Origin of the sequence: Aureivirga marina (assembly GCF_015767265.1) — a bacterium.
Taxonomy (GTDB): domain Bacteria; phylum Bacteroidota; class Bacteroidia; order Flavobacteriales; family Flavobacteriaceae; genus Aureivirga; species Aureivirga marina.
In genome coordinates this window covers 83,360-107,202 of record NZ_JADPIB010000001.1, presented here as the reverse complement: position 1 = coordinate 107,202, position 23,843 = coordinate 83,360, and the positions used below count along the sequence as shown (strand labels likewise).

At 27.5% G+C, this 23,843-nt stretch carries 19 protein-coding genes and 1 pseudogene; 14 read left to right on the top strand and 6 right to left on the bottom strand.

The window, feature by feature from the left end:
• Window positions 1-154: 154 nt before the first annotated feature.
• The 4 genes from I1A51_RS00535 (at window position 155) to I1A51_RS00520 (ending at window position 4,997) form a co-directional block, all read left to right on the top strand.
• Window positions 155-1,399 (top strand): efflux RND transporter periplasmic adaptor subunit, encoded by a 1,245-nt coding sequence (locus I1A51_RS00535; protein ID WP_196890426.1) that lies wholly within the window; start codon window positions 155-157, stop codon window positions 1,397-1,399.
• A gap of 15 nt (window positions 1,400-1,414) precedes the next feature.
• Window positions 1,415-2,773, top strand: a complete 1,359-nt coding sequence (locus I1A51_RS00530; protein ID WP_196890425.1) for an ABC transporter permease — start codon at window positions 1,415-1,417, stop codon at window positions 2,771-2,773.
• 57 nt (window positions 2,774-2,830) lie between these two features.
• Window positions 2,831-4,297, top strand: coding sequence for a TolC family protein (locus tag I1A51_RS00525; protein ID WP_196890424.1), 1,467 nt, complete (start codon window positions 2,831-2,833; stop codon window positions 4,295-4,297).
• A 70-nt stretch (window positions 4,298-4,367) separates the two neighbouring features.
• Window positions 4,368-4,997, top strand: a complete 630-nt coding sequence (locus I1A51_RS00520) for a LysE family translocator (RefSeq protein WP_196890423.1) — start codon at window positions 4,368-4,370, stop codon at window positions 4,995-4,997.
• Window positions 4,998-5,055: 58 nt separating this feature from the next.
• Here I1A51_RS00520 and I1A51_RS00515 read toward each other — a convergent pair whose 3' ends face one another.
• Together I1A51_RS00515 and I1A51_RS00510 are read right to left on the bottom strand one after the other, a co-directional pair.
• On the bottom strand, window positions 5,056-5,898 hold the full coding sequence (locus I1A51_RS00515; protein ID WP_196890422.1) for a hypothetical protein: 843 nt from the start codon (window positions 5,896-5,898) through the stop codon (window positions 5,056-5,058).
• Between the two features lie 59 nt (window positions 5,899-5,957).
• Window positions 5,958-6,314 carry a winged helix-turn-helix transcriptional regulator gene (locus tag I1A51_RS00510; RefSeq protein WP_196890421.1) on the bottom strand — a complete coding sequence of 119 codons (357 nt, stop codon included), beginning with the start codon at window positions 6,312-6,314 and terminating at the stop codon, window positions 5,958-5,960.
• Between the two features lie 85 nt (window positions 6,315-6,399).
• Here I1A51_RS00510 and I1A51_RS00505 point away from each other — a divergent pair, with 85 nt between their 5' ends.
• Window positions 6,400-6,996 (top strand): NADPH-dependent F420 reductase, encoded by a 597-nt coding sequence (locus I1A51_RS00505; protein WP_196890420.1) that lies wholly within the window; start codon window positions 6,400-6,402, stop codon window positions 6,994-6,996.
• 41 nt (window positions 6,997-7,037) lie between these two features.
• Here the strand turns inward: I1A51_RS00505 and I1A51_RS00500 are convergent, their stop codons facing one another.
• Window positions 7,038-7,514: a hypothetical protein gene (locus I1A51_RS00500; RefSeq protein ID WP_196890419.1), complete on the bottom strand. Its 477-nt coding sequence runs from the start codon at window positions 7,512-7,514 to the stop codon at window positions 7,038-7,040.
• Between the two features lie 276 nt (window positions 7,515-7,790).
• Here I1A51_RS00500 and I1A51_RS00495 point away from each other — a divergent pair, with 276 nt between their 5' ends.
• From I1A51_RS00495 to I1A51_RS00475, 5 genes and pseudogenes are all read left to right on the top strand, one after another.
• Complete coding sequence (locus tag I1A51_RS00495) at window positions 7,791-9,161, top strand: flavin monoamine oxidase family protein (RefSeq protein ID WP_196890418.1); 1,371 nt, start codon at window positions 7,791-7,793, stop codon at window positions 9,159-9,161.
• 233 nt (window positions 9,162-9,394) lie between these two features.
• On the top strand, window positions 9,395-10,492 hold the full coding sequence (locus I1A51_RS00490) for a hypothetical protein (RefSeq protein WP_196890417.1): 1,098 nt from the start codon (window positions 9,395-9,397) through the stop codon (window positions 10,490-10,492).
• Window positions 10,493-10,604: 112 nt separating this feature from the next.
• Window positions 10,605-10,757 carry a hypothetical protein gene (locus tag I1A51_RS00485; RefSeq protein WP_196890416.1) on the top strand — a complete coding sequence of 51 codons (153 nt, stop codon included), beginning with the start codon at window positions 10,605-10,607 and terminating at the stop codon, window positions 10,755-10,757.
• Window positions 10,758-10,772: 15 nt separating this feature from the next.
• Window positions 10,773-11,126 (top strand): annotated as a pseudogene (locus tag I1A51_RS00480) (DinB family protein); the annotation flags it as partial.
• Window positions 11,127-11,230: 104 nt separating this feature from the next.
• The gene (locus I1A51_RS00475) at window positions 11,231-11,824 is read left to right on the top strand and encodes a hypothetical protein (RefSeq protein ID WP_196890414.1); all 594 of its coding nucleotides are present in this window, start codon (window positions 11,231-11,233) and stop codon (window positions 11,822-11,824) included.
• A 53-nt stretch (window positions 11,825-11,877) separates the two neighbouring features.
• Here the strand turns inward: I1A51_RS00475 and I1A51_RS00470 are convergent, their stop codons facing one another.
• Window positions 11,878-13,389: a hypothetical protein gene (locus I1A51_RS00470; protein WP_196890413.1), complete on the bottom strand. Its 1,512-nt coding sequence runs from the start codon at window positions 13,387-13,389 to the stop codon at window positions 11,878-11,880.
• A gap of 124 nt (window positions 13,390-13,513) precedes the next feature.
• Window positions 13,514-13,897 (bottom strand): hypothetical protein, encoded by a 384-nt coding sequence (locus tag I1A51_RS00465; RefSeq protein ID WP_196890412.1) that lies wholly within the window; start codon window positions 13,895-13,897, stop codon window positions 13,514-13,516.
• A 173-nt stretch (window positions 13,898-14,070) separates the two neighbouring features.
• Between I1A51_RS00465 and I1A51_RS00460 the strand changes: the two genes are divergently transcribed.
• From I1A51_RS00460 to I1A51_RS00445, 4 genes are all read left to right on the top strand, one after another.
• Window positions 14,071-15,426, top strand: a complete 1,356-nt coding sequence (locus I1A51_RS00460; protein WP_196890411.1) for a PDDEXK-like family protein — start codon at window positions 14,071-14,073, stop codon at window positions 15,424-15,426.
• A 49-nt stretch (window positions 15,427-15,475) separates the two neighbouring features.
• Window positions 15,476-15,943: a hypothetical protein gene (locus I1A51_RS00455; protein WP_196890410.1), complete on the top strand. Its 468-nt coding sequence runs from the start codon at window positions 15,476-15,478 to the stop codon at window positions 15,941-15,943.
• Between the two features lie 251 nt (window positions 15,944-16,194).
• Window positions 16,195-21,276, top strand: a complete 5,082-nt coding sequence (locus I1A51_RS00450) for a DUF4132 domain-containing protein (RefSeq protein WP_196890409.1) — start codon at window positions 16,195-16,197, stop codon at window positions 21,274-21,276.
• Between the two features lie 270 nt (window positions 21,277-21,546).
• Window positions 21,547-21,795, top strand: a complete 249-nt coding sequence (locus I1A51_RS00445) for a hypothetical protein (protein WP_196890408.1) — start codon at window positions 21,547-21,549, stop codon at window positions 21,793-21,795.
• Window positions 21,796-21,880: 85 nt separating this feature from the next.
• On the opposite strand, the gene htpG is transcribed toward I1A51_RS00445, so the two are convergent.
• Window positions 21,881-23,779 (bottom strand): molecular chaperone HtpG, encoded by a 1,899-nt coding sequence (gene htpG, locus I1A51_RS00440; protein ID WP_196890407.1) that lies wholly within the window; start codon window positions 23,777-23,779, stop codon window positions 21,881-21,883.
• Between the last annotated feature and the right edge of the window lie 64 nt (window positions 23,780-23,843).

Sequence of the window (23,843 nt, the reverse complement as noted above, 5' to 3'; positions counted from 1 at the left end):
ACGTTAAACTAGGTTTTTCAATTTGAAAAGCCTAGTTTTTTGTTTTTAACATACTTTTAAGAAATTTTATTTAACAAATTTAGTTATACCTTCTGTTGATTTAAACTTAATTTACTAGCTTTGGAAACATCATTTTGGAAATACAATAAAAACTATGAATAAGAAAAGATTATTAATTATAGGAGGGATTGCTGTTTTAGGATTTACTGGTTATTCTTTTTTTTCCAATTCTAAATCCGAAAGTACATTACTTTTATCAAAAGTAGAAAAAGGTAAATTTGAAAATATTATTGTTTCATCTGGTGAATTAAAATCGATGAATTCTAAAGAAATTAAAGCTCCAGTTGCTTTGACAAAACATAGAATTCGTGAGATAAAAATTAAAAATTTAATTCCTGAAGGAACAATTATTAAAAAAGGAGATTTTGTAGCAACATTAGATCCAACAGAAATTTTTGAATTGATTTTAGATGCTCGTTTAAATTTAGAAAGCGCTCAGTCAAAATACACACAACAACAACTAGATACAACACTAAATTTAAAACAAGAGAGAACTGCAATTAAAGATTTAGAGTTTTCCATTCAGACGACAAAATTAGAGCTTAAACAATCTATTTACGAGCCGCCAGCAACCATTCGAAAATTGGAAATTAACCTTGAAAAATCGGAGAGAGATTTAAAGGAAAAAAGAGAAAATTATGTCATAAAACAAAGACAAGCCAAAGCCAAAATGATTGAAGTTGGGACGGAGGTTTCAAAGTTTCAAAACAAGCTTGATGAACTTTTATCTTTAAAAGAATCATTAACTGTTTATTCTGAAAGTCCTGGAATGATTATTTATGACAAAGATTGGAATGGAAATAAGAAAGTGTCAGGTTCTTCTATAAGCGTTTGGGATTTGACTTTAGCAACAATTCCTGATTTATCACAAATGGAATCCAAAACATATGCAAATGAAGTAGATGTTCGAAAAATTAAAAAAGGAATGTCTGTAAAAATTGGCTTTGATGCGTTTCCAGAATTAGAAATTGAAGGAGAAGTTACAGACGTTGCAAATGTTGCTGAAACGAAGCGTGGTTCAGACGTGAAATTGTTTCCGATTACCATTAAATTAAAAACAACAAATGATAATATTCGACCAGGAATGACAACTTCTAATGGGATTTTAACTTTTGAAAAAGACGAAGTTTTAAGTATTCCTTTGGAAGCAATTTTTACAAAAGATACTGTCAGTTTTGTTTATATGAAAGATGGTTTTTCAAAGAAAAAACAACAAGTAATTTTAGGAGAATCAAACGATAATAAAGTTATTGTAGAAAAAGGACTTTCAGAAAAAGACGAAGTTTATTTGAATGAACCTGAAGGAATGGAAGAGAAAAAAATAAATCGAATTGAATAAAACAGGTTTGCTAAAATGAAATTCGATAAAATATTTTTAGAAAAACTGAAATCAAATATTTCAGAAGCTTTCCGTGTTATTCGTACAAATAAAGTGCGAACTTTTCTTACAGCTTTAGGAATTATTTTTGGAGTTAGTGCTGTTATTACAATGCTTGCAATTGGAAATGGTGCAGAAAAGGAAATTTTATCTCAACTAGAATTGGTTGGTGTAAACAATATTGTTGTAACACCACTTTCTGATGATAAATTAAATAAGCAAAATGATGAGAACGATGAAAAACAACTAGAATCCAAACGTTTTTCAAAAGGTTTAGATCTTCAAGATATGGAAAGTATTAAAAGAACAGTTCCATCCATTAAAGCTTTAAGTCCAGAAATTATTTTAGATACAAGAGTCATTAAAGATGGAAAACAAAAAAATGTCAAATTAATCGGAATTACAAATGATTATTTTGACATTACAAATATGAAATTGGATAATGGAGCTCTTTTTTCTAAATATCATACTGTAAATGGTTCTAGAGTTTGTATCATTGGAAAATCTTTAGAAAAGAAATTGTTTACTGGTGAAACAGCTATAGGAAAAGAAATTAAAGTAAAAGATATTTGGTTAACCGTTATTGGAGTTACAGAAGAAAAATTCATCTCTGAAAAAGCACAAGAAAACTTAGGAATACGCGATGTAAATAAAGATATTTATATTCCAATCAAAACTTTTTTAGTACGTTTTAAAAACCGAAAAAAAGTTTCATCAAAAGCAGGTGGAGGTGGAAGTTTTTATGTAAATGAAAGATCTAATAAACCAAAATTTAGAGGAAATTATCATCAAATAGATAAATTAACCATTCAAATTGATAAATCAGAACATTTAACAGCTTCTTCCGATGTTATTTCTAGACTTTTGAAAAGAAAACACAATGATGTTTTAGATTTTGAAATTTCTATTCCAATTCATCTTTTAAAACAACAACAAAAAACAAAACAAATTTTCAATGTTGTTTTAAGTATCATTGCTGGAATTTCTCTTTTAATTGGAGGAATTGGAATTATGAATATTATGCTTGCTTCTGTTTTAGAAAGAACAAAAGAAATCGGAATTATGCGCGCAATTGGAGCGACAAAAGAAGATATTGTTCTACAATTTTTATCCGAATCAATTATCATTAGTTTAGGTGGTGGAATTCTTGGAGTTGTCCTTGGAATAATTGCTTCGATTGTTCTAGAAATGGCAACAGGAATTGAAACAATTTTATCGATAAAATCTATTTTATTATCCTTTTTAGTTTCAAGTTTAATTGGTTTAATTTTCGGAATTGCTCCAGCAAAAAAAGCTGCAAATAAGAGTCCAATTGAAGCAATGCGTTACGAATAAATGCTATTTAAAAAATTAAAATCTTATTCTCTTTATTTTTCAAAATAACACATGAAAATGAAAAAAATATTAGTCATTCTATGTTTTTTGCCTTTAAGTTTATTTGCTCAAAAAAAAGTAATTACGCTAAAAGAAGCAATTAAAAAAGCACAATCAGAATCTCCAGATTTCCAAGCAACAAAAAATAGATATTTTGCACAATATTGGCGATTTAAGAATTATAAAGCTTCTTTTTTGCCAGAATTACGTTTGGATGCTTCACCTTCTTATACAAATTCGATTCAAAGTACACCACAAAATGATGGAACGTATAAGTTTACAAAACAAAATACAGCAAGAGGGACATTAGATCTTGGAATTCGTCAAAATGTTCCTTTTACAGGAGGAACAATTTTCGTTTCTTCTGGTTTAAATGCAATTTATAATTATAATGAGGATGGTTCTACTGTAAAAAGTTTTTCTGCTGTTCCTTTTTCTATTAGTTATACGCAAAATTCTCTTTTTTTCAATGAATTTCGTTGGGATAAAAAGATTGAACCTTTAGCAAATGAATCAGCTAAACGAGATTTTGTGGAAAGTATGGAAAATATTTCTTTAGAAACAAGTAGAATGTTTTTCGCACAATTAAAAGCACAAAAACAGCTGGAAATTGCAAGTAAAAATATGTCTAATCAAGATACTTTATTTCAGATTGCAAAAGGTCGTTTTAAAATTGGAACAATTGCAGAAAATGAATTGCTTCAAATGGAATTAAGCAAATTAAATGCTGAAAATGAAGTAACAAATGCAGAGTTACAATTAAAATTAGCAAGGCAAAATTTCTCTAGATATTTAGGATTGGAAAATGCAGAATTTGAACTTGATTTTCCTGAAAAATTAAATCATTTTAATGTAGATGAACAAACTGCTTTGGAATATGCTAGAAATAATAGAAAAGCGGTTTTAGATTTTAGAAAAAGAAGATTAGAGGCGGAAAGAAATTTGGCAAGAGAAAAAGGTTCTAATGTTTTAGAATTTAATTTAAGTGGAAATATTGGAACAAATTCACAAGCAAATGAATTTAATCGTTTATATGAACCAGATAATTTTAGTCAATCGCAAAATGTTTCTTTACGTTTGGGAATCCCACTTTTTGATTGGGGAGTTCGTAAATCAAAAGTGAAAATTGCACAAGCAGATTTAGATTTAGCTAAAGTGGAAATTGAAAATCAAGAAATTGCTTTTGAACAAGAAATTTCATTGCAAACACTTCGATGGAGAAATCAGAAAAACACATTAATTATAGCGGAAAAAGCGAAAGAAGTTGCTTTAAGACGTTATGATATTACAAAGAAAAGATACATTTTAGGGAAAATTACAATTACAGATTTAAATATTGCACAACAAGAACAAGATCGTGCCGTTGTTAGTTATTTAAATACTTTAGAAAATTATTGGAATGATTATTATACTTTGAGAAGATTGACTTTATTTGATTTTGAGAAAAATGAGCCATTAACTTTTGAAAGTGTTTATAAAGAATAATTTTTAAGAAAAAATTTAACGAAGCAAAAAGAAAATAAAATACATTTGCTTTTTTTAAAACCTTAAAACAATGTTTGGAGTAGAAAATTTTTATGTTTTTGTAATTACTGCGTTACTTTTTATCATGACGCCTGGAATCGATTCTGTTTTTGTTTTAAACAAATCAGTTAGTCAAGGAAAAAAAGCAGGAATTTACTCCACATTAGGAATTAATGGAGGAGTGATTGTTCATACTTTTTTTGCAGCTTTAGGATTGTCAATGTTGGTTGCAAAATCTGCAATGGCGTTTATGATTGTTAAATATTTAGGAGCTGCCTATTTGATTTACTTAGGAATTTCAAGTATTATTTCTAAAAAGCAGCCAAATTTTGATGCAATTGAAGTGAAAGAACAAAGTAATAAAAAGCATTTCTTTTCTGGATTGATTACAAATACTTTAAATCCGAAAGTTGCTTTGTTTTTCTTGTCATTTTTTCCTCAATTTATCCAAAAAGAGCAAATTGAAAATCCACTTCCTTTTATAATTTTAGGAGTAACATATGCTTTGATTGGAATTTTATGGTTTTCTGTAATGAGCTTTTTTGCAGCAACATTTTCAGATAAAGTAAAAGGAAATGAAAAATTTCATAATCGATTGAATAAATTTTCTGGAGCAATTTACATTCTCATGGGAATTAAGATTGCTTTGACTAAAAAATAAAAGAAAAATCCAACCGAATAGGTTGGATTTTTTGTTTTTGATGAATTTAAATGAAAGATTAATCATAAAATTCTTTCAAAATAATATCTTTTCCTTGAATATGTTTTTTCAATTCTCTTCTCAAATAATAACGATGCATAAATCCAGTTAAAACCACAATTTTCTTTCCTTTATTTTGTTCTGTGATTTTCATGATATTTTTCGCCATTGTTTGATTTCTAAGATCCCAAAAGTTTGCCCATAATTGATATCCATCACGATAACTAATTTTTTCTCCATTTGGTTTAATTTGAAATCTATTTGCAAATTCCTCACGAACATTTGTGATTTTAGGAATCATTTGATATTGATAAAATTGTCTTCTTTCGCAAAGACTATCTGTTTTTGGATTGTTAAAATGTTCTGGAGATTTTGCAGCTTCAATTTTAAGAGGTTCAATCGAGTTTTTATAAGTTGTTGCAATTTCAGATTCTTCTTTTGTCAATAAATTTGCTTTATTCAAACTATCCACAAGACGAAGCGTATATTTATCAGTCGGACGCATTCCATTCTCTCTTCGATATTCATTTCTTCCTTCAAATTCGAAAGGTCTTAATTGCGTTTCAGGATGTTTTTTAATATACATTCTTGAAGCAGTTCCTTCGTTTTCTCCGTAATCTTTTTTAAACTTAAAATCGGAAGTAAAAAAGGAAGAATCGATTTCATGTAAAATAAAATCAGGCTGTAATTTTTCTAAAATCTGATACAAAGTATCTCCGTTAAAATTTGGAACTGGTTTGTGTAATGTTCCGATTACAATTAGTTCAGTTGATTTTTCTTGTTTTGGAGCTTCTTCTTTTTTTTCATTTTTACAGGAAATAAATAGAATTGCAAAGAAAACAAGTAAAGTGAATTTTCTCATTGGTTGGTAATTTATTTAGGGTTTAAATATAGCGTTTCTGAAATAGAAAACTTTGATAATTAATTTTTAATTTCTTGTAATGTATTTTCTCCCCAAGCGTTCATTTGTTCTAAAACAGAAATAAGACTTTTTCCGAAATCTGTCATATAATATTCGATTCGCAAAGGAGTTTCATCATATATTTTTTTCTCAATGATTAAATCTTCTGTCAATTCATTAATAGTATTTGCCAACATTTTATCACTGATATATGGCAATACTTTTTTTAATTCATTAAAACGATTTACACCTTCATTGATTTTCCACAAAACAGCAGGTTTCCATCTTTTTCCTATAAAATGAAGTGTTGTCATAAAAGGACAATCATATTCGAGGAATTTTTCATTTTTAAAGTTTACAGATGATAATTTTCTCATTACTTACTTTTTTGTTAGTTACTAACTGTTTGGTTATTTGTTGTCAAAGATAGAATTTTGTATTGGAAATATAAAATATAATATCATGAAAATTAGTTTTTTAGGAGCAGGAAATGTAGCTCGAAATTTAGGAGGATTATTTACAAAAGCTGGATATACAGTAAAATTTAGTAAACCAAATCCAGAAGGAGAACTTCTATCAATCGCAGAAGCTTGTGATTTTGGAGATATTGTTTTTATTACAACTCCTTATGATGCTGTAAAAGATATTTTGACTAAAAATAGAGAAAGATTAAGTGGGAAAATTGTAGTAGATGTTACGAATGCTATAAATATTCAAGATTGGTCACCTTTATTTTTGGGAGAAAAAAGTGCAGCAGAAATTTCTTCAAAATTGATTCCAGAAGCAAAAGTTGTAAAAGCATTTAATACTGTTTTTGCAGATATGATGAATGAAAAAGATTTAGTTTATAATGGAGAGAAATTAACAACATTTATCGCTTCGGATTCCGAAGAAGCTGCGAATACAATTAAAGAAATTGCTGATAAATCAGATTTTTCAGGAATTGTACTTGGAAGTTTAAAAAATGCAAGATATTTAGAAGCTTTAGCACATTTAAATATTTCGCTTGCATTAGCAGGAAAAGGAACCAAAGCAGGTTTTTTATATTTTAGCAAATAATTCGATTTTGCCTTACAATTTAGGTTGTAAGGCTTTTATATTTAGAAAAAATACCAACCATGACTTCCAGCGATAGCTCCAATTATTGTAATTATACTTAAAATTAATAAAACCCAATGTGCGCGATGCATAATATTGAAGGTTTTTTCTGGATTTTCTTGTGCGAATTTTTTAAATATTTTGTGTAGAAGAAAAGGTTCTAAAAAGAAAAGAATTAAAGTGAAAATTAGCCAAATAATTACCATTGCATGCATCCACCAAAATCGAATACTTTCAAAGCGATCCCAAGCATTTAATTTATAAATCATATAAAAACCAGTAATTGCAGTTAATAAAGTAGCAACTTTTGCATGATTTGAAAATCGACCTTCTATTTTTTCAAATGTATCAATCTTATTTTCTTTTATTTTCATTCTTTTGATTGCAGGAATAATTACCGTAGTAACCATATAAACTCCTCCAATCCAAACTACAACAGCAACAATATGAATAATTCTAGCTAACGTTAAATCGTGCATTTTTTCCTTTTTTAGATTCATTCTAAAAGTACGATTAAAACAAATTATATAATAAGATAAATGTCATTCAATTTTAATTTAGAAATATTTAACACTTAAAAATTAAAATTTTAAACCTATTTAAAATACTGATAATGAAATAATTAGTAATTTCATGGTGAGTTTTGTAAAAAACAAAATCCTGAGAGATTTTTGGGGAAATAAGTTTTAATGCAAGCGATTAATGTAGAGAGAATAACTTATAAAATTATATATAAATCCATAAAAGTTTTATTTATGAGAACACCAAAAATAACTAAACCAATCAAACTGACTTTATTATTAGCTTTTGTATTTACGATGTTTTCTTGTAGTGAAGATGATTCACAGCCATATATTACAACACCACCAAGTAAAGGAAGAGTGTTAGTAGTTGGAGCTGGTGCTTCAGGATTACAAGCAGCGAAAATGTTAAAAGATAATGGGTATGATGTGGATATCATGGAAGCATCAGCAGAGATTGGGGGAAGATTGCGTAAGAATACAACTTTGGCTGACTTTGATTTAGATTTAGGAGCTGAATGGGGAACAGGTACAAATTCATATTTATATGAAATGACTCAGATCTATGGACAAGATATTGTGATAGATAATACAGAAGAACAATATTGGTTTATCGATGAAGTCTATGATGTAGAAGATCTTGATTGTCCAGAACATATCAAAGCTTTAGTTGAATATGTTTATGAAACTGCTCATACACAACCAAATCAAACAATTGATGAGTGGGCAGAAGGAGAAGGAATGGGATCAGAATACGATGATTTAATTGAAGCAATTGCAAATTTAGAAGGAGCATCAGCTGAAAATCTTAGTGCTCCAGAAGAATTGTTGGAAGAACTTAAATCAAATGTAAATCGCGATAAATTTAGATTACGTAATAAAACATATTGTGATTTTGTTCATGATCATTTAGCAGATGCTTTAAAAGATGAAATTTATCTTAGTTGTCCTGTTTCAAAAATTGATTATTCAGGAGAATTAATTAAAGTTACTGTTGGAGAAAAAATTTATGAAGTAGATAAAGTTATTGTAACAGTTTCTGTAAAAGTTTTACAAGAAGGATATATCGAATTCGTTCCTGCATTACCAGCTGAAAAATTAGAAGCAATTAATAACATTGGAATGGAAGAAGGAATGAAAGTATTTTTAAAGTTTACGGATAATTTCTTTCAAGATGCAATGATTGTTGGTGGAAGCGAAGGTTCAATGTATTATGATGCAACACATGGAAAAGATTCTGAAGATGCAATTTTAGGAGTACAAGTTACTGGAAGAAATGCGAGAGAATTAAGTGCATTACCAGAAGCACAAGCTGTACAAGCAATACTTTCTGAAATGGATGAAATATCTGAAGGATTAGCTTCACAAAAATTTACAGGAGAATATAAAATGGTTGACTGGGGGAAAGAAGAATTTATTAAAGGAGCATTCTCTTATGAGAAAGTGAATACAGGAGATGCTAGAGATGTTCTTGCTGCACCAGTTGCGAAGAAAATTTATTTTGCTGGAGAAGCAACAAGTACAAATGGAAATAAAGGAACTGTAAACGGAGCTTTAGAAACAGGAAAACGTGAAGCTTTACGTGTGATGGAAGATTTTGAATAGTGTATTTTAAAAACAAATAATTTCTTAAAGTCAAATTGTTCTTAGATGAATAATTTGACTTTTTTAGTATAGTGATATTTACTTATTTTTTAAAAACTAGGATTTTCCCTAAAATAAATTTTAATCATAGATGATAAATTCATATCTGTATTAATTGCTGAAAATGAATGGTATAAATAATATTTTTTGTTTTAGTAAAATAAAATATTTAACACTATCTAAATAACAAAGACATGAAAAAACTAGTTTTAATTTGCATTTTATTAAGTGTATCACACAGTGTTTTTGCTCAAAACACACCTTCTTTTAAATTTAAAAATAATAAGCAAGAAAAGATCTTTTATGAAATAAAATTTGAAAAACAAGATCCTATAACAAAGGAACAAGAATCTATAACAAAGGAAAAAAAAACTAATAATCTGGTACTAGAAAGTAATTATATCAATGAAAAAGATGAATATATTAGAATTCTTGACTCATTAGAGAAGAGAAGTGAAAAGGAACTTGGGAAAAAGGCTAAAGAAATAAAGAAATTGAGCAATTTTGGAGAAGATTATATTAAAAAAATGAAAGAATATAATTTGATTTTGGAACAAGTTAAATTTTTAAAAAAAGAGAAAGATTCAATCTCAAATACTAAAAAATTTAATGAGAAACAATTTCATTTTCTAAGTTTTGGAAAAGATAATTCAAAAGCATTTTATGATATTGTTTATAGTGATGAGAGTAAACAATTTTCTACATTAACGAAATCAGGTATTACAATAGGAAATCAAACAGGAGGTATTTTCTCAGAAATAGTAAATGGTAGATTCGGGGCAATTAGAGCTGGAATTGGATTGATGGTTTCAAGTAGTAGTAAAGAAAATGAGTTGGAAAAAAAAGAAAATGAAGCTTATCAAAAATTAATCAGTGAAGGAGGAAATACAGTTTTAAAATTAGAATATCCCGTAGCATTTTATCATTCGAAAGAATATCAATTTAATATAATTTCAAGATTAAAAGCAAAAGGATCTGCTGATTTTAAGGAGTTTGGTAGTATAACAGAAGATTGGGCAGGAAGTTTTTCTTATGGAATAGATTTATATACGGATATAGCCACAGACAACCAGAAAATTAGGTTTTTTGGATATATTGATGTAAATCACTATTTCGGTACTGATGAATTTAATACAAATTTAAAAGTTACAGATTCAAATTTTTTATTCGGACAAATTACATTAGGAGTTATGTTTAACAATGTAAAATTATCTGTGGCAGTTGCTACGTTTAGTAGCGAAGAAATTCTTAGAAATAGAAATGTTGTTTTAGGAAGTTCTATAATGCACTAAATTAAAATTTTAGACTTTATTTTATCGTTGTTAATCTTTTCTTAAATCAAATTTTAGATTTTGAGTAGGCTTTTGGGAATAATTATTTTAGCGAAAATCAAAATCATAATTTATGAATAAAAATATATTCTACCTATTATTATTTATTGGGTTTACAGGATTTTCACAAGAAAAACTAAGTTTTGCTGCAAAACAAAAAGGTATTTGGGAAATAGCTAAAAATACGACAATTGAAGTTGCGAAAGCGATGCCAGAAGAAAAATAGGATTATAAGCCAGTTGAAGATGTGATGACATTTCGTGAGCAAATGGCTCATATTACAAGTGCTTTAAAATCTATGGAAACGAGATTTATTTATAAAGAAAACTATAACGGATATGGAAAAGATTTATACAATCTTTCTAAAGAAGAATTAATTAAAGAGATGACAATTACTTTTGATAATTTAATTCAGAATTTACAGAAGTTATCCGATGCTGATTTAAATGAGAAAGGGAAAGATTTTGGAGACGTGAAACTTACGAAATGGCAATCTTTTTTATTTATGCAAGATCATATTACAAATCATAGAGCAAAAGCTGTTTTATATTTACGTATGAATGGAATTACTCCACCGAGATATAAGTATAATTAATATATTAAATAATAAAAATTGATGAAATAGACATGGTAAAACATGTCTATTTTTTTGTTTAAAATTTAGATATTTGCATTCTAATTATTAAACATGAAATTACTATGAAATTTAAATTGCTAATTGTATTATTATTTATTTCTATCTCAATATTCGGTCAATCAGAAAGAGAAAAATTTGACAAAGATTATGATCAATTATTAGTTTCTTTAATGAATGAAAAATGGGAAAATGCATTTAATTCATCAAAAGAATTACGAGAAAGAATAAATAATGAAGTTGAATTTGAAAAAGAAGCTGAAATTTTAAATTACATCATTATTTATGCAACTGCTGGATTGATGAATGAAGGAAAATTAACAAAAGAAGAGAGTCTTGAAAAAGTAAAATATTTGAAAGGAAGAACAATGATTTTACCTTCACATCCTTTTAATCCAGAATGTTTTACGAATTGTACGCATTTTTCAGAAGATGAAAATTATGATTTTTCTACTATTGTAAATAATGCAAATGGAACGCAAATATTTTGTTTTGAAAGTGTAAAATTAAAAGGAGAATTAAAACATACAAAAGAAGAATTAACTGGAAAATATATCTTTCTTTCAGGAAAATTAGATGAAATTTCAGTAGAAGGATTTTCGTTACCAAGATTTAATTTAAAATTTTCCGAAGGGGAATACACAATTTTAGAAAGATAAAATTAAAACAAATAAAAGCATACAAAGTAACAATCTCTGTATGCTTTTTTTAATTATTTCATTTTCCCAGAAAGTTGTATGTAACTTGGAGAATTTACATTTTGAATGCTAAATCCAGGAATTTGAATAGCTAAACTATTTCCAAGAGCTTTATTAAAATCTTTTAAAACTTCTTGTACCGCTTTTTTAATATAATGACAAGTAGTTCCTCCACTACAAGAATCAATTTTACTACTAAAATCCAATTCTAAATTTCCATTTGATTCTGAAAAAGAGACATAGATTTTAATGTGATACGTATGCCAAGTTTGAATAATAATTTCCGTATATCTTAAATTTACATTTAGTAAAAGTTGGTTATTTTGAAAAACACTATTTAAATATCCTGGATCAAATTTTATGCTTGCACCACAAGGAAATTTTACTTTTTTAGAATCATTTGGATTATAAATTTCGATTGGATAAGTAGCACTTTTGAAAGCTAAAAAATCTTGATCAACAAATAAACCTGTACCATTTAATTGTTTTTCAATTTCATCTTTTAAAAAAGACATTATTAAAAAATTAGATAAAACTAAAGCAGAATTATTTGTTGAATTTTCAATGACATTATTTGATAAATTATACGTTCCTATTCGTCCATCCAAACCAATTAAAATAGCTAGAAAACTTTCTGTTGGAGTCGAATTACTCACAAAAGCTAGTTGTATATTACTGTTATTTAAAAACTTTGGAAAATGTGTTTTGAAATCAAGTTTTATTGCATTACAATTAGCAAATGCTTTATTTATAATTTGTAAAATATATTGTTCAATTTCATCTTTATATTCTCCAAGATAAGTAATATTTAATTGTGATAAATCAACAGATTCTAAGATTGTTTGTCCAAATTTAATCACCAAATCATAAGAATTTTCAGAACCATCAATTGCACAATTAATATTGTTTAAATTGACAATAAAACTAGCTTTTCCTGAAATTTTAAATAAATCTTTAATTGTTCCATTTAAAGAAATTTCAATTTCCATTTGACTTTGAGATAATGAAGTATTATTAACAATTGTTGGGCAACCAATTGAAATATTTTCAAATTTATCTGGAAGTGAACTAGAATCATAAAGTTTTTTAATTTTATTATTTACAATCGCTAATCTATTTGCAAAAACAATATCCCAATTAGAAGTAACAGAATTTACATAATCTATCGTTAAATAGATTTTTCTAGTATGCGATTTATCAGATTTGTCATAGGATTCTCCTTTAGTACTAACTTGAATATTTTCATTAAAACTTTTTGCAACTAAATTTCCTTTGTCTTGAGGGTCTTTAAGTGATTTAATTTCTAGTTGCGCAATAGAATTAAAGTTTTGATCTACTAATTGAAAAGTAATTTGTCCGCTATGACCAGTTTTGGCAGTTTCTAAATATGTTTCTTCCGAATTTGGAGGAATAACTTTTCCGTCTATGTTTTTACCATCATCTTCAACCCAATGTTGATCCGTTAATTTGGTTAAGAGTTTTAAATTCGTATTATTAATAATTGTAATATTTGCTGGACTTGACATAATTTAAATTATTTAAAGTTTATATTTATTCAATTAAAATAGAAGTAAGACGAAAGCCTTTCAAAAAATAAAAAGCATACAAAAAACAATTTTGTATGCTTTGGTTTTGTAGAAAATAAAATAATTATTTTCGAGGATTGTTATAAAAAACTTCAAGAGTGATTTGTCTTAAATCTTTATCTTCCTCAGAATGTCTTTCTCCTTTTGCAACAAGTTTAATTTTTCCATTATAGCTTGTTGTAACCAAATTTTTCTCGTCTTGTGGATCTTTTAAACTTTTAATTTCTAATTCTCCAATAACATCAAATTCAGAATCAATTAATTGAAAAGTAATTTGTCCACTGTGACCAGTTTTTGCTACTTCTTTAAATGCTTCTTGACTTTTAGGGGCAATAACTTTTCCATCAATATTTCTCCCATCATCTTCAATCCAATGTTGATTCGTTACTTTGGTTAAAAGTTTTAAACTTGTGTTGTTAATAATTGTAATATTTGCTGGACTTGACATAATATAAAGTTTTAAATGTTATTAATCATTAGTAAAATTAGAATAGAATTAAGATAGATTTTTACCATGAAAAAGGTAAAATTGATTTACCCAGAAGTAGGTAGAAACCTTTTTTTGTTTGTAGATTTGAAAGTGAAAAAAGAGTAACGCTTAAACTAAACGTTTTATATTAAATGCTAGAACACGAAACACAACTTAAAAGATTAGTTCTTGATGAAGAGTTTTTAAAATTGGAAGAAATTGCAGCAGAAGAAATGGATTTAATGTCTATTTTTCGTGTTGCACATAAAGAATTACCACATTCAAATTTTCTTTCTTGGCTTTTTAATCCGAATGAATCACACAAATTAGAAGATTACTTTATTAAAGAATTTATTAAACTCTATTTTAAAGAAAACGAATATCAAGATTTAGGAAAAACAGAAGAAAAATTATCTGTTTTTGATTTTGTAAATATGGATTTTTCCGATTTGGAAATTCGTAGAGAATATGAAAATATTGATCTTTTTTTAATATCTGAAAAAAATAGTTTTTGCATTGTAATTGAAAATAAAATTCATGCAAAAGAAGGAAAAGGACAATTAGAAAAATATTATAATCATGTAGAGCAAAATTATAAAAGTTATAAACACCGAATTTATATTTATTTATCCCTATTCGCACAAGAAATTAGTAATGAAAATTACGAAACACTTACATATAAACATATTCTGAAGATCTTGGAAAAAATTTCTTCAAATAAAAATATAGCTCCTAATACACTTTTTATTTTAAATCAATATCAAAAAGCATTAAAATCACAAATGAACGAAAATCTTGAATTTGAACAACAGGCAAAGAAAATTTATCATAAATACAAATCTGCTTTTGATTTTGTTTATAAATATGCATCTCCATATGGTTCTAATTTGGTACCGAATAAGTTAGAAGATTTAATTAAAACTAATGAAAGTCTCAATGATTTTCCTTCAAATAGAAGTTATGAAAGATTTCAACCTAAATTTTTTGAAGATAATTATGATGAATTACTAAATAAAGGATTTTTTAAAGAAAATAATGAAAAAGAGGAGGATGAAAATAAACAGGAAAATGTTGAAGGAAAACAAGAAAAAGATGAAAATAAACAGGAAAATGTTGAAGGAAAACAAGAAAAAGATGAAAATAAAAAAGAAAATATAAGAAAACTAAAAAATAATTGGTTGTTTTTATTTGAATTTAGAGTTAGCAGTGATATTATTAATTTTGACTTTAAAATAGGTGATTACGAATGTAAAGAATGCAGAGAAAAGCTTTATAATTTATATTTAAAACATGAAGAAGTTTTTAATAAAATAAAATCAAAAGCAAAATTAAGTAATAAATACCATCTATGTTTTCAAAAAAAGATTGTTACTAAAAATGATTATGGACGATTTTTAGATGGTAAGTTGGAATCTTTGGATAGATTAATTGAAAAAAGATTTAATGAATTAATGACAGAAGATATTCCAAAAATTTTAGGTGTTTTAGAGGAAGAATTAAAAAAATAATAAATCACTTTTCCTATTTTTACCCAAAATATAAAATTATGTAATTGTTATGACACTATTGTTTACAGTAAAACAACTTGGGAAAAAGCGACCATATATTGCAAAAAAAGAAATGGAATTTCCTTTTGAAGAAAATACGAAATATACTTTGGAAGAAATTTTAAAAACAATCGTTTTGCAACAAGTTGGAGAATTTAACGCGGAAAGAGAGGAAAAAACATTGTTTAATTTTTTAGGCGAACAAGGAATTTTACCAACACAAAAAGAGCAAACTTTATCTGAAGAAACGATTGAAGCTAAATTATCTGAAGGAAAAGTAAAATTCAATGATATTTACAACACAAAATTAGCAGATGAAGACAAAGCAATTGAAACTGTAATGTATGCTTTTAAAGATGGAATTATTGCAGTTTTCCATAATCAAATTCAAATTGAAAGTTTAGATGAAATTATAGAATTAAAAGAAAAAGATGAATTTGCTTTTGTTCGTTTAACTTTTTTAGCAGGAGGTTGGTGATTTTAAAAAGAATAAAATAAACTTCATAAAAACGAAGTTCAAAAATCTAGCTTAGAATTTTTTCTAAGCTATTTTTTTACCCTAATTTCAGGGATGTATTTTAAGTAATAAAATTCAATTTTTGTAAAAGAATTATTTATACCGACATAATTTGGCAATGTTGAATTATACTTTAGCAAAAAATAAGTAACAGGCTAGTAATCACATAGAACTTTAAAAACATTAATCACAACTAGTAAAACTATTAAAAAATGGAAAGAAAAGAACTAGAAAAGTTTTTATCACAAAGAAAAAGAACAAATCATTTACAGAAATTGCGTGAAGAATTAGAAAATAAAAATACTTCTGCATCTTTTACTGAAGAGCAAATTCTTTTTGCGCAAATTTTAGTAGATCCGAAGAAATTTGGAGTTAATTTAAAAGATAGATATTACAATCGATTGTATTTTGATCGTTATGGAAAACGTTTTCAAGAGCTATTGAAAATTAGAGAAAAATGTGTGACAAATGATATTTTTGAGAGTGATTACTATGAGGTTTTAGAATACATTTTTGGAAAAGAATACGCTTCTTATTTACATGAATATTGGAAAGTAATTCCAGCTTTACCTTATCAATCAGGATATGCAAGAAGATCTTTTCGTGTGATTTATAATGAAAATGATGAAATCGAAAATCAGATTTTTGTAAATCAATTGAACTTTTTGGTTCGTGCAATTGAGAATTATAAATATGATTTAACAATTGAAGAATTTTTAAAACTTAATTATTCTTATGAAGTTTCAGGTTTCCCAACGACAGAATTATATGCGGGAGCGATTTTAGCTGGAAATAAAGAAGTTAAAGAATTGTTGATTTCGATTGTTTTAGGAGAACATGAAACCTTAAAAATTTCACAATCTATAATTAAAGCTTTATTGATTTCTCAAGAAGATGATGCTGTGGAAGCAGTGAAGAAATTACTTTTAGCAGCACAAAGACAAGAAGGTTTACGCCAAACAATTTTAGAAACTGTGGATGAATGTCCTTTAAATGTTTTTAAAGATTTTGTAGCCTTAATTAATCGTGAAAAAATGCATCGATTTGCTGCGGTTGTTAGAGCTTTTGATACTTGGACAGGTTTGGAATTAAGTGCAGAAAATCAAAGTGCTGTAAAGAAATTTTTCCATCTTGCAGAACATTTCTTAGAAGAGAGAAATACGATTGAAAAAGGAATTTATAGTAGTGATTCTTCGGAGGCTTATTTGGCTTTATGGGCTTTAGGAACAGAAGATGTAAATTCTTTAGAAAAACATATTCTAAAGTTAGCAAATGACGATAGAATTCAGAAAAAATTATTAGCGTTTAAAATTGCAAAAGAAACACAAATTTTTCGATTTAATCATTTAGTTGCAAAGGCGAATTTACATTTTGATCATTTACAAATTCAGTGTGAAGCTGTAAAAGTTTATGGAGATTATTATAGTATACTTACCCAGAAAGCAAAGCAAGAATATGTAGATGTTTTATTAAAATTAATCGAAGTAATTCCAAATGAAGGAAAACAATTCAAATCTAAATTATTCAATTGGGAAAATCATCAGACAAATCGTTATCAATTAACACATTGTTTGTTGACTATTTTAGATATGAATAAACCAGAAGATGCTGCATTAGTTTCTCCAATTTATCATAAAGGTGATATTGAAACTAGAAGGCAAATTATGTATAGAATTCTGAATAAATATGGATATGGAAGAAGAGATGAAAAGAAACGAGTAATTTTACCACATCAAAGAGAATTTGCTTTTTTACTTTTAGAGGATAAATCGGTTGATATGAAAGCGGAAGGAATTGATTTTATCTCTAAAACAAAACTTTCTTTTGAGGAACTTTCGTCTTTTGTTGGTTTATTAAAAAGTAAATCTGCAAACTTGAAAAAGAAAATCAATCATTTAATTTTAGAAAAAAACTTTGAATTCGCACTTTGGTTTACAAATGAACTTTTACAACAAAAGACAGTAGAACAGCGAGTTTCAGGTTTAGATTATTTGGTTGAACTTCAGAAACAAGAGAAAATTCTAGATGTTTCTATTGCACATCAAGAAGGAATTGAAAGTGGAGAAGAAGTTACCTATGGTGATTGGATAAAAGAAACCGTTGAATTATATAAAGAACGACCAAAACTTTCTAAGAAAGAAAAGGAAACATTGGAAGTTTTGACACTTTCAGAAGACAATACATTAAACTTTAATTTAGAAAATGGTTATGGTGGTATTTATACTTTTGATCCAGTAAAAAAATATTTTGCTCCACAAAGAAAAGAAGCTTTTTATCAAATTATTTCAGAACACAAGATTTTTGATGGAAAGAATATCATTGAGGAATTTAAATTTTCAAAACCAAAAAAAGAAGTAATCCAAGATATTGAAGAATTATTGGATTTAATGAATGCGAATAAAACGTATGAATATAGTTATGAGAATTATAGTGGAGGAAATGAAACTGTTTTATTTGGAACATATTTTCAACCTTTTAAAAGTAAAGATTTAAAAGATGATTTCTTTTTGGAAAATTATCCGCTTGCTGAGCTTTGGGATGCTTGGTATAAAAATTCAGGATTAACGCCAAAAGATTTATTTTTAATTGATCTTACACTTGGATATAAAAGAGAATATGCGAATCATTTTCCGAAAATTTATGAAAAAGTAGATTTGTTTTTGTTCCAATTAGATTTCAAAAAAGATAAACTAATTAGAAAATACTATTTAACAACTTTAATTTCTCTTTTAGCTAAAAAATATCCTTTTGAAGAGAAGAAAGAATTTATCAAATTATTGTATTTCAATTTAGTGAATTGCGTTCCTGAAGAATATTTTACTAAAGAAGCAAAAATCGAATATTATACAAGACATTGGTATGATACAGCGATGATTTCAAAAATACAAAATGCTTATTTAGGTGGAACACGATTGTTATCTGATGAAGAATTTACTATTTATTGGAAAGTGCATCATTGGTATAATTTCCAAAAAGAAAAACAATCTCCAGAAGCTTACAATAAATTAGGATCTGGGAAATATGCAAGAGCTTTTAAATTAGGTTTAATTACAAAAGATGAATTGTATTGGGCAGGATTTTCAAAAGATTTTGTAAGTGTTTTAACTAGAAAATTAAAGCGAAAAAATAAACAAAACCAGATAATTGAAACATCTGAAGCTAAATTTTTAGAAGAAAATCCAATTTTAAAAGAAGTGAAAAAAACAGTTTTAGATAGAATTTTAGAAATAGAATTTGAGAGAACTGTTTCAGAAACAAGCGTAAGTTATTTAATTCCAAGTATAAAAAATATTTACGGAATTGACTTGCTTTTCAAATGCATTGAAAAATTAGGAAAAGAAACTTTCAATAGAGGAGGTTCTGCTTATTGGAATAAAACTCCGTCTTTAAAAGAAAATTTCTCTGATTTAATTGAAGTTTGTTCTCCTAAAGAAACGGATACACAAGAGATTTTTGATTCTTATGTAAAATCATCTAAAATTTCTGTGCAAAAATTAGTGGATTTAGCAATGTTTGCACCACAATGGTTACCTTTTGTGGAGAATAATTTGAAATGGGAATTGACAAGTGCAGTTTGGTGGTTACAAGCGCATACAAAAGATGAATCTTCAAATCCATCTGAAGAAAAAATTGCATTGTATTCAAAGATTTCAATTAATGATTTTAATAATGGAGCAGTGGATGTTGATTGGTTTAAAAAATCATACAAAGCTTTAGGAAAGAAAAAATGGGATATTGTTTATAAATCTGCAAAATATATCAGTCTTGGAGGACAAAAAAGAGCACAATTATATGCAGATGTAATTCTTGGAAAAACAAAAATTACAGAAGTTAGAAAACGTGTAAAAGACAAGAGAAATCAAGATTATTTACGTGTGTTTGGATTAGTTCCTTTAAGTAAAGCAAATCCTGAAAAAGACACATTAACTCGTTATCAGTTTTTACAAAAATTCTTAAAAGAAAGTAAGCAATTTGGTTCGCAAAGACAAGCTAGTGAAAAATTAGCTACACAAATTGCAATAGAAAATTTAGCGAGAACAGCTGGTTATCCAGATCCAATTCGTTTGACTTGGGCAATGGAAGCGAAAGAAGCTGCACAGATTTTAGAAAATGCAGTTTTAGAAATTGATAATGTGCGAATTTCTTTGGAAATTAATGAAATTGGAAAAACTAGTTTGTCAATTACAAGAAATGAAAAAGTTCTAAAATCGATTCCAGCAAAACTTCGAAAAAATAAAGAAGTAGTTGCATTAAAAAACAATGTAAAACGACTTCAAGAGCAATATAGAAGAACAAGAAAAAGTTTAGAAGAAGCAATGATTTCTGGAGATTTATTTAAAGCTTCAGAAGTAGGAAATTTAATGCAACATCCTGTGATTTCTCCAATTATTAAAGATTTAGTTTTTATTTCTGGTGAAAATCATGGATTCTGGAAAGATGGAAAATTAATTTCAGCAAAAGGAGTAAAAGTTGAAATCTCAGAAGATTTACAAATCGCACATTGTACAGATTTATATGCAACAAAACAATGGTCAGATTATCAGAGATATTGTTTTGTGAATGAAATTAGACAACCATTTAAGCAGATTTTCCGTGAATTATATCTTCCAACAGAAAATGAAAAAGAAGAAAATCATATTTCAAGAAGATATGCTGGTCATCAAGTTCAGACGAAGAAAATGATGGCTTTATTAAAATTACAAGGTTGGATTTTAGATTATGAAGAAGGATTACAAAAAGTTTTCCATAATGAGAATTTCTTGGTGAATTTAATGGCATATGCAGATTGGTATTATCCATCTGATGTGGAAAGTCCGACAATTGAAGGAATTGCTTTTTACCGAAGAAATACTTGGAAGAAAACATTAATTTCAGATATTTCTCCAAGAGTTTTCTCAGAAATTATGCGTGATATTGATTTAGTTGTTTCTGTTGCTCATGTTGGAGAAGTGGATCCAGAAACAAGTCAATCTTCTATTGAATTAAGAGCTTCTATTGCAAGAGAAACTGCAATGTTATTTAAGTTAGATAATATTACATTTAAAGAAAAGCATATTTTAATCAAAGGTAAACACCAGGAATATTCAGTGCATTTAGGAAGTGGAATGGTACATATTGTTGCAGGAAGTACGATGAATATTTTACCTGTGCATTCACAACATCGAGGAAAAATATTTTTACCATTTGTAGATGAAGATCCAAAAACGGCAGAAATTATTTCTAAAATGTTATTGTTAGCAAAAGATGATAAAATCCAAGATCCAACAATTATTCGTCAAATCATGGTTCAATAATATCTTTTTATAAATAGAAGTTGTGTGAAAATTATTTAAAATTAAATACTATATTTTCAGACCACTTCAAAGTATTAAATCACGGAAAGATTTTAAATTTTTTCGTGATTTTTTTTTAAAACAATCTAAAATCTTTTTGATAACTAGCTAATATTTAACGAATTTTTGAAAATTTCTTATCATTTTTTTACAAATGAGTCTATCTGTTTTTCTCTAAAATTACATCATCAAAAAGGTTAATTAAAAATAAATAGAATTGAGTATTTAATTATGAAAAAAAGAATCATTAATTACAAGAGGGTAAAACCAGAAATTTTACAATTATTACTGGAAAAATATCCAGATGGATATCGAAATAAAGATTTAATTGTATTTAAAAATTTAAAAAATGACATTGTAGAAGCTTTAGAAGTTTGCTTGAATGGAACGACTTATTTGGTCAGGGTTGGAGCAGAACTTGAAGAAGTTTTACAGAAATATGCTAAAAAGCTGAAAAAGGAAAAACTCTTGGTAGAGTAGTAATGTTTACAGAAAGAAAAACGAGCTATCTTTTTATGGATAGCTCGTTTTTTAGTTTTTAATTCAAATATATATTGTCAGAAGCTTACTTCTTAATCATTTCAAAGCTTCTTTTGATGAAATTCGTCAATTCTTCACCATGTAAAAGGTTTTGAGAAAGTTTTGCTAAATCAAATCCTTGTTTAATTAATTCTTTTTGTACAGCTTCATCTTTTTCATTTAGAATAGATGCAACCATGTCATTGTTTGTATTTACAACTAAATTATACATTTCTGGCATGTTCCCCATTCCAAACATTCCACCTCCTCCAGTTGCGCTCATTTCTTTCATACGACGCATAAATTCTGGAATTGTAATGATAAATGGATTTGCATTTGAATCCATCGCTTCTAATTGAACTGTATAATTTTCTTTAGGAACATTTGCTTCAATAATTGGTTTTAAAGTTTCTTGTTCTTCTTCAGATAGTTTACTTACAACATTTTCATCTTTTTTGATCAAATTATCAATATGATCTCCATCAACACGAACGAAAGTTACATTTTCTTTTGTCGATTCTAATTTTTGAATCAAGTGCGAAACAATTGGAGAATCTAATAAAAGAACTTCGTAATTTTTCTCTTTTGCAGCTTCGATAAAACTGTGTTGTGCTTTTTTATCAGAAGCATAAAGAACAACTGTTTTTCCGTCTTTATCTGTTTGGTTTTCTTTAATCTTTTCAATTAATTCATCAAAAATGAAATATTCACCATTTACAGTTGGATATAAAGCGAATTTTTGTGCTTTCTCGAAAAATTTCTCTTCAGATAACATTCCATATTCGATAATTACTTTGATATCATCCCACTTTTCTTCGAAAGATTTTCTATCGTTTTTGAATAAACTATTTAATTTATCTGCAACTTTACGAGTGATATAACTAGAAATTTTCTTTACAGCTCCGTCAGCTTGTAAATACGAACGAGAAACATTTAATGGAATATCTGGAGAATCAATTACACCACGTAACATTTGTAAGAAATCAGGAACAATTCCTTCTACATTATCCGTTACGAAAACTTGGTTTTGGTATAATTGGATTTTATCTTTTTGAGGATCCATGTTCTTTGTTAACTTAGGGAAATAAAGAATTCCTGTTAAGTTAAATGGATAATCCACGTTTAAGTGAATGTGGAATAAAGGTTCCTCAAATTGCATTGGATAAAGTTCACGATAGAAGTTTTTATAATCTTGATCTTCTAATTCGCTAGGCTTTTTTGTCCAAGCTGGATTTGGATTATTGATAAAATTATCAACAACAATTTTTTCTTCTTTTGGCTCTTCACCTTCCGCAACAGGTTCGTCAGATTTGATAGTTTCTTCACGAGTTCCAAACTTAATTGGAATCGGCATAAACTTATTATATTTAGATAAAAGTCCTTCGATTTTAGCTTTATCTAAAAACTCTTCCGAATCTTCCGCAATGTGTAAAACGATTTCCGTTCCTCTATCTTCTTTATCCGTTTCTTCTAAAGTATATTGTGGACTTCCATCACATTCCCAACGAACAGCTTTTGAACCTTCTTGGAAAGATTTTGTGAAAATCTCCACTTTATCCGCAACCATAAAAGCAGAATAGAAACCAAGTCCAAAATGACCAATAATTCCAGAATCTTCTACTTTGTCTTTATATTTTTCTACAAATTCTTCCGCTCCAGAAAAAGCAACTTGATTGATATATTTTTCAACTTCTTCTCCTGTCATTCCAATTCCTTGGTCAATGATACGGATCTCTTTTGCGTCTTTGTCAACTTTTACTTCTAATATAGGCTCTCCGATTTCTCCTGTAACTTCTCCAAGTTTAGATAAGTGTTTTAATTTCAATGTTGCATCTGTTGCATTTGAAATTAACTCACGTAAAAAGATTTCGTGATCAGAGTATAAGAACTTTTTAATAATAGGGAAAATATTTTCCGCAGTAACATTAATATTTCCAGTAGCCATAATTTATATTTTCTTTTAATTTTTTAATTCAAATAATTATATCTCCTTCGAGATTTCTGTGTTT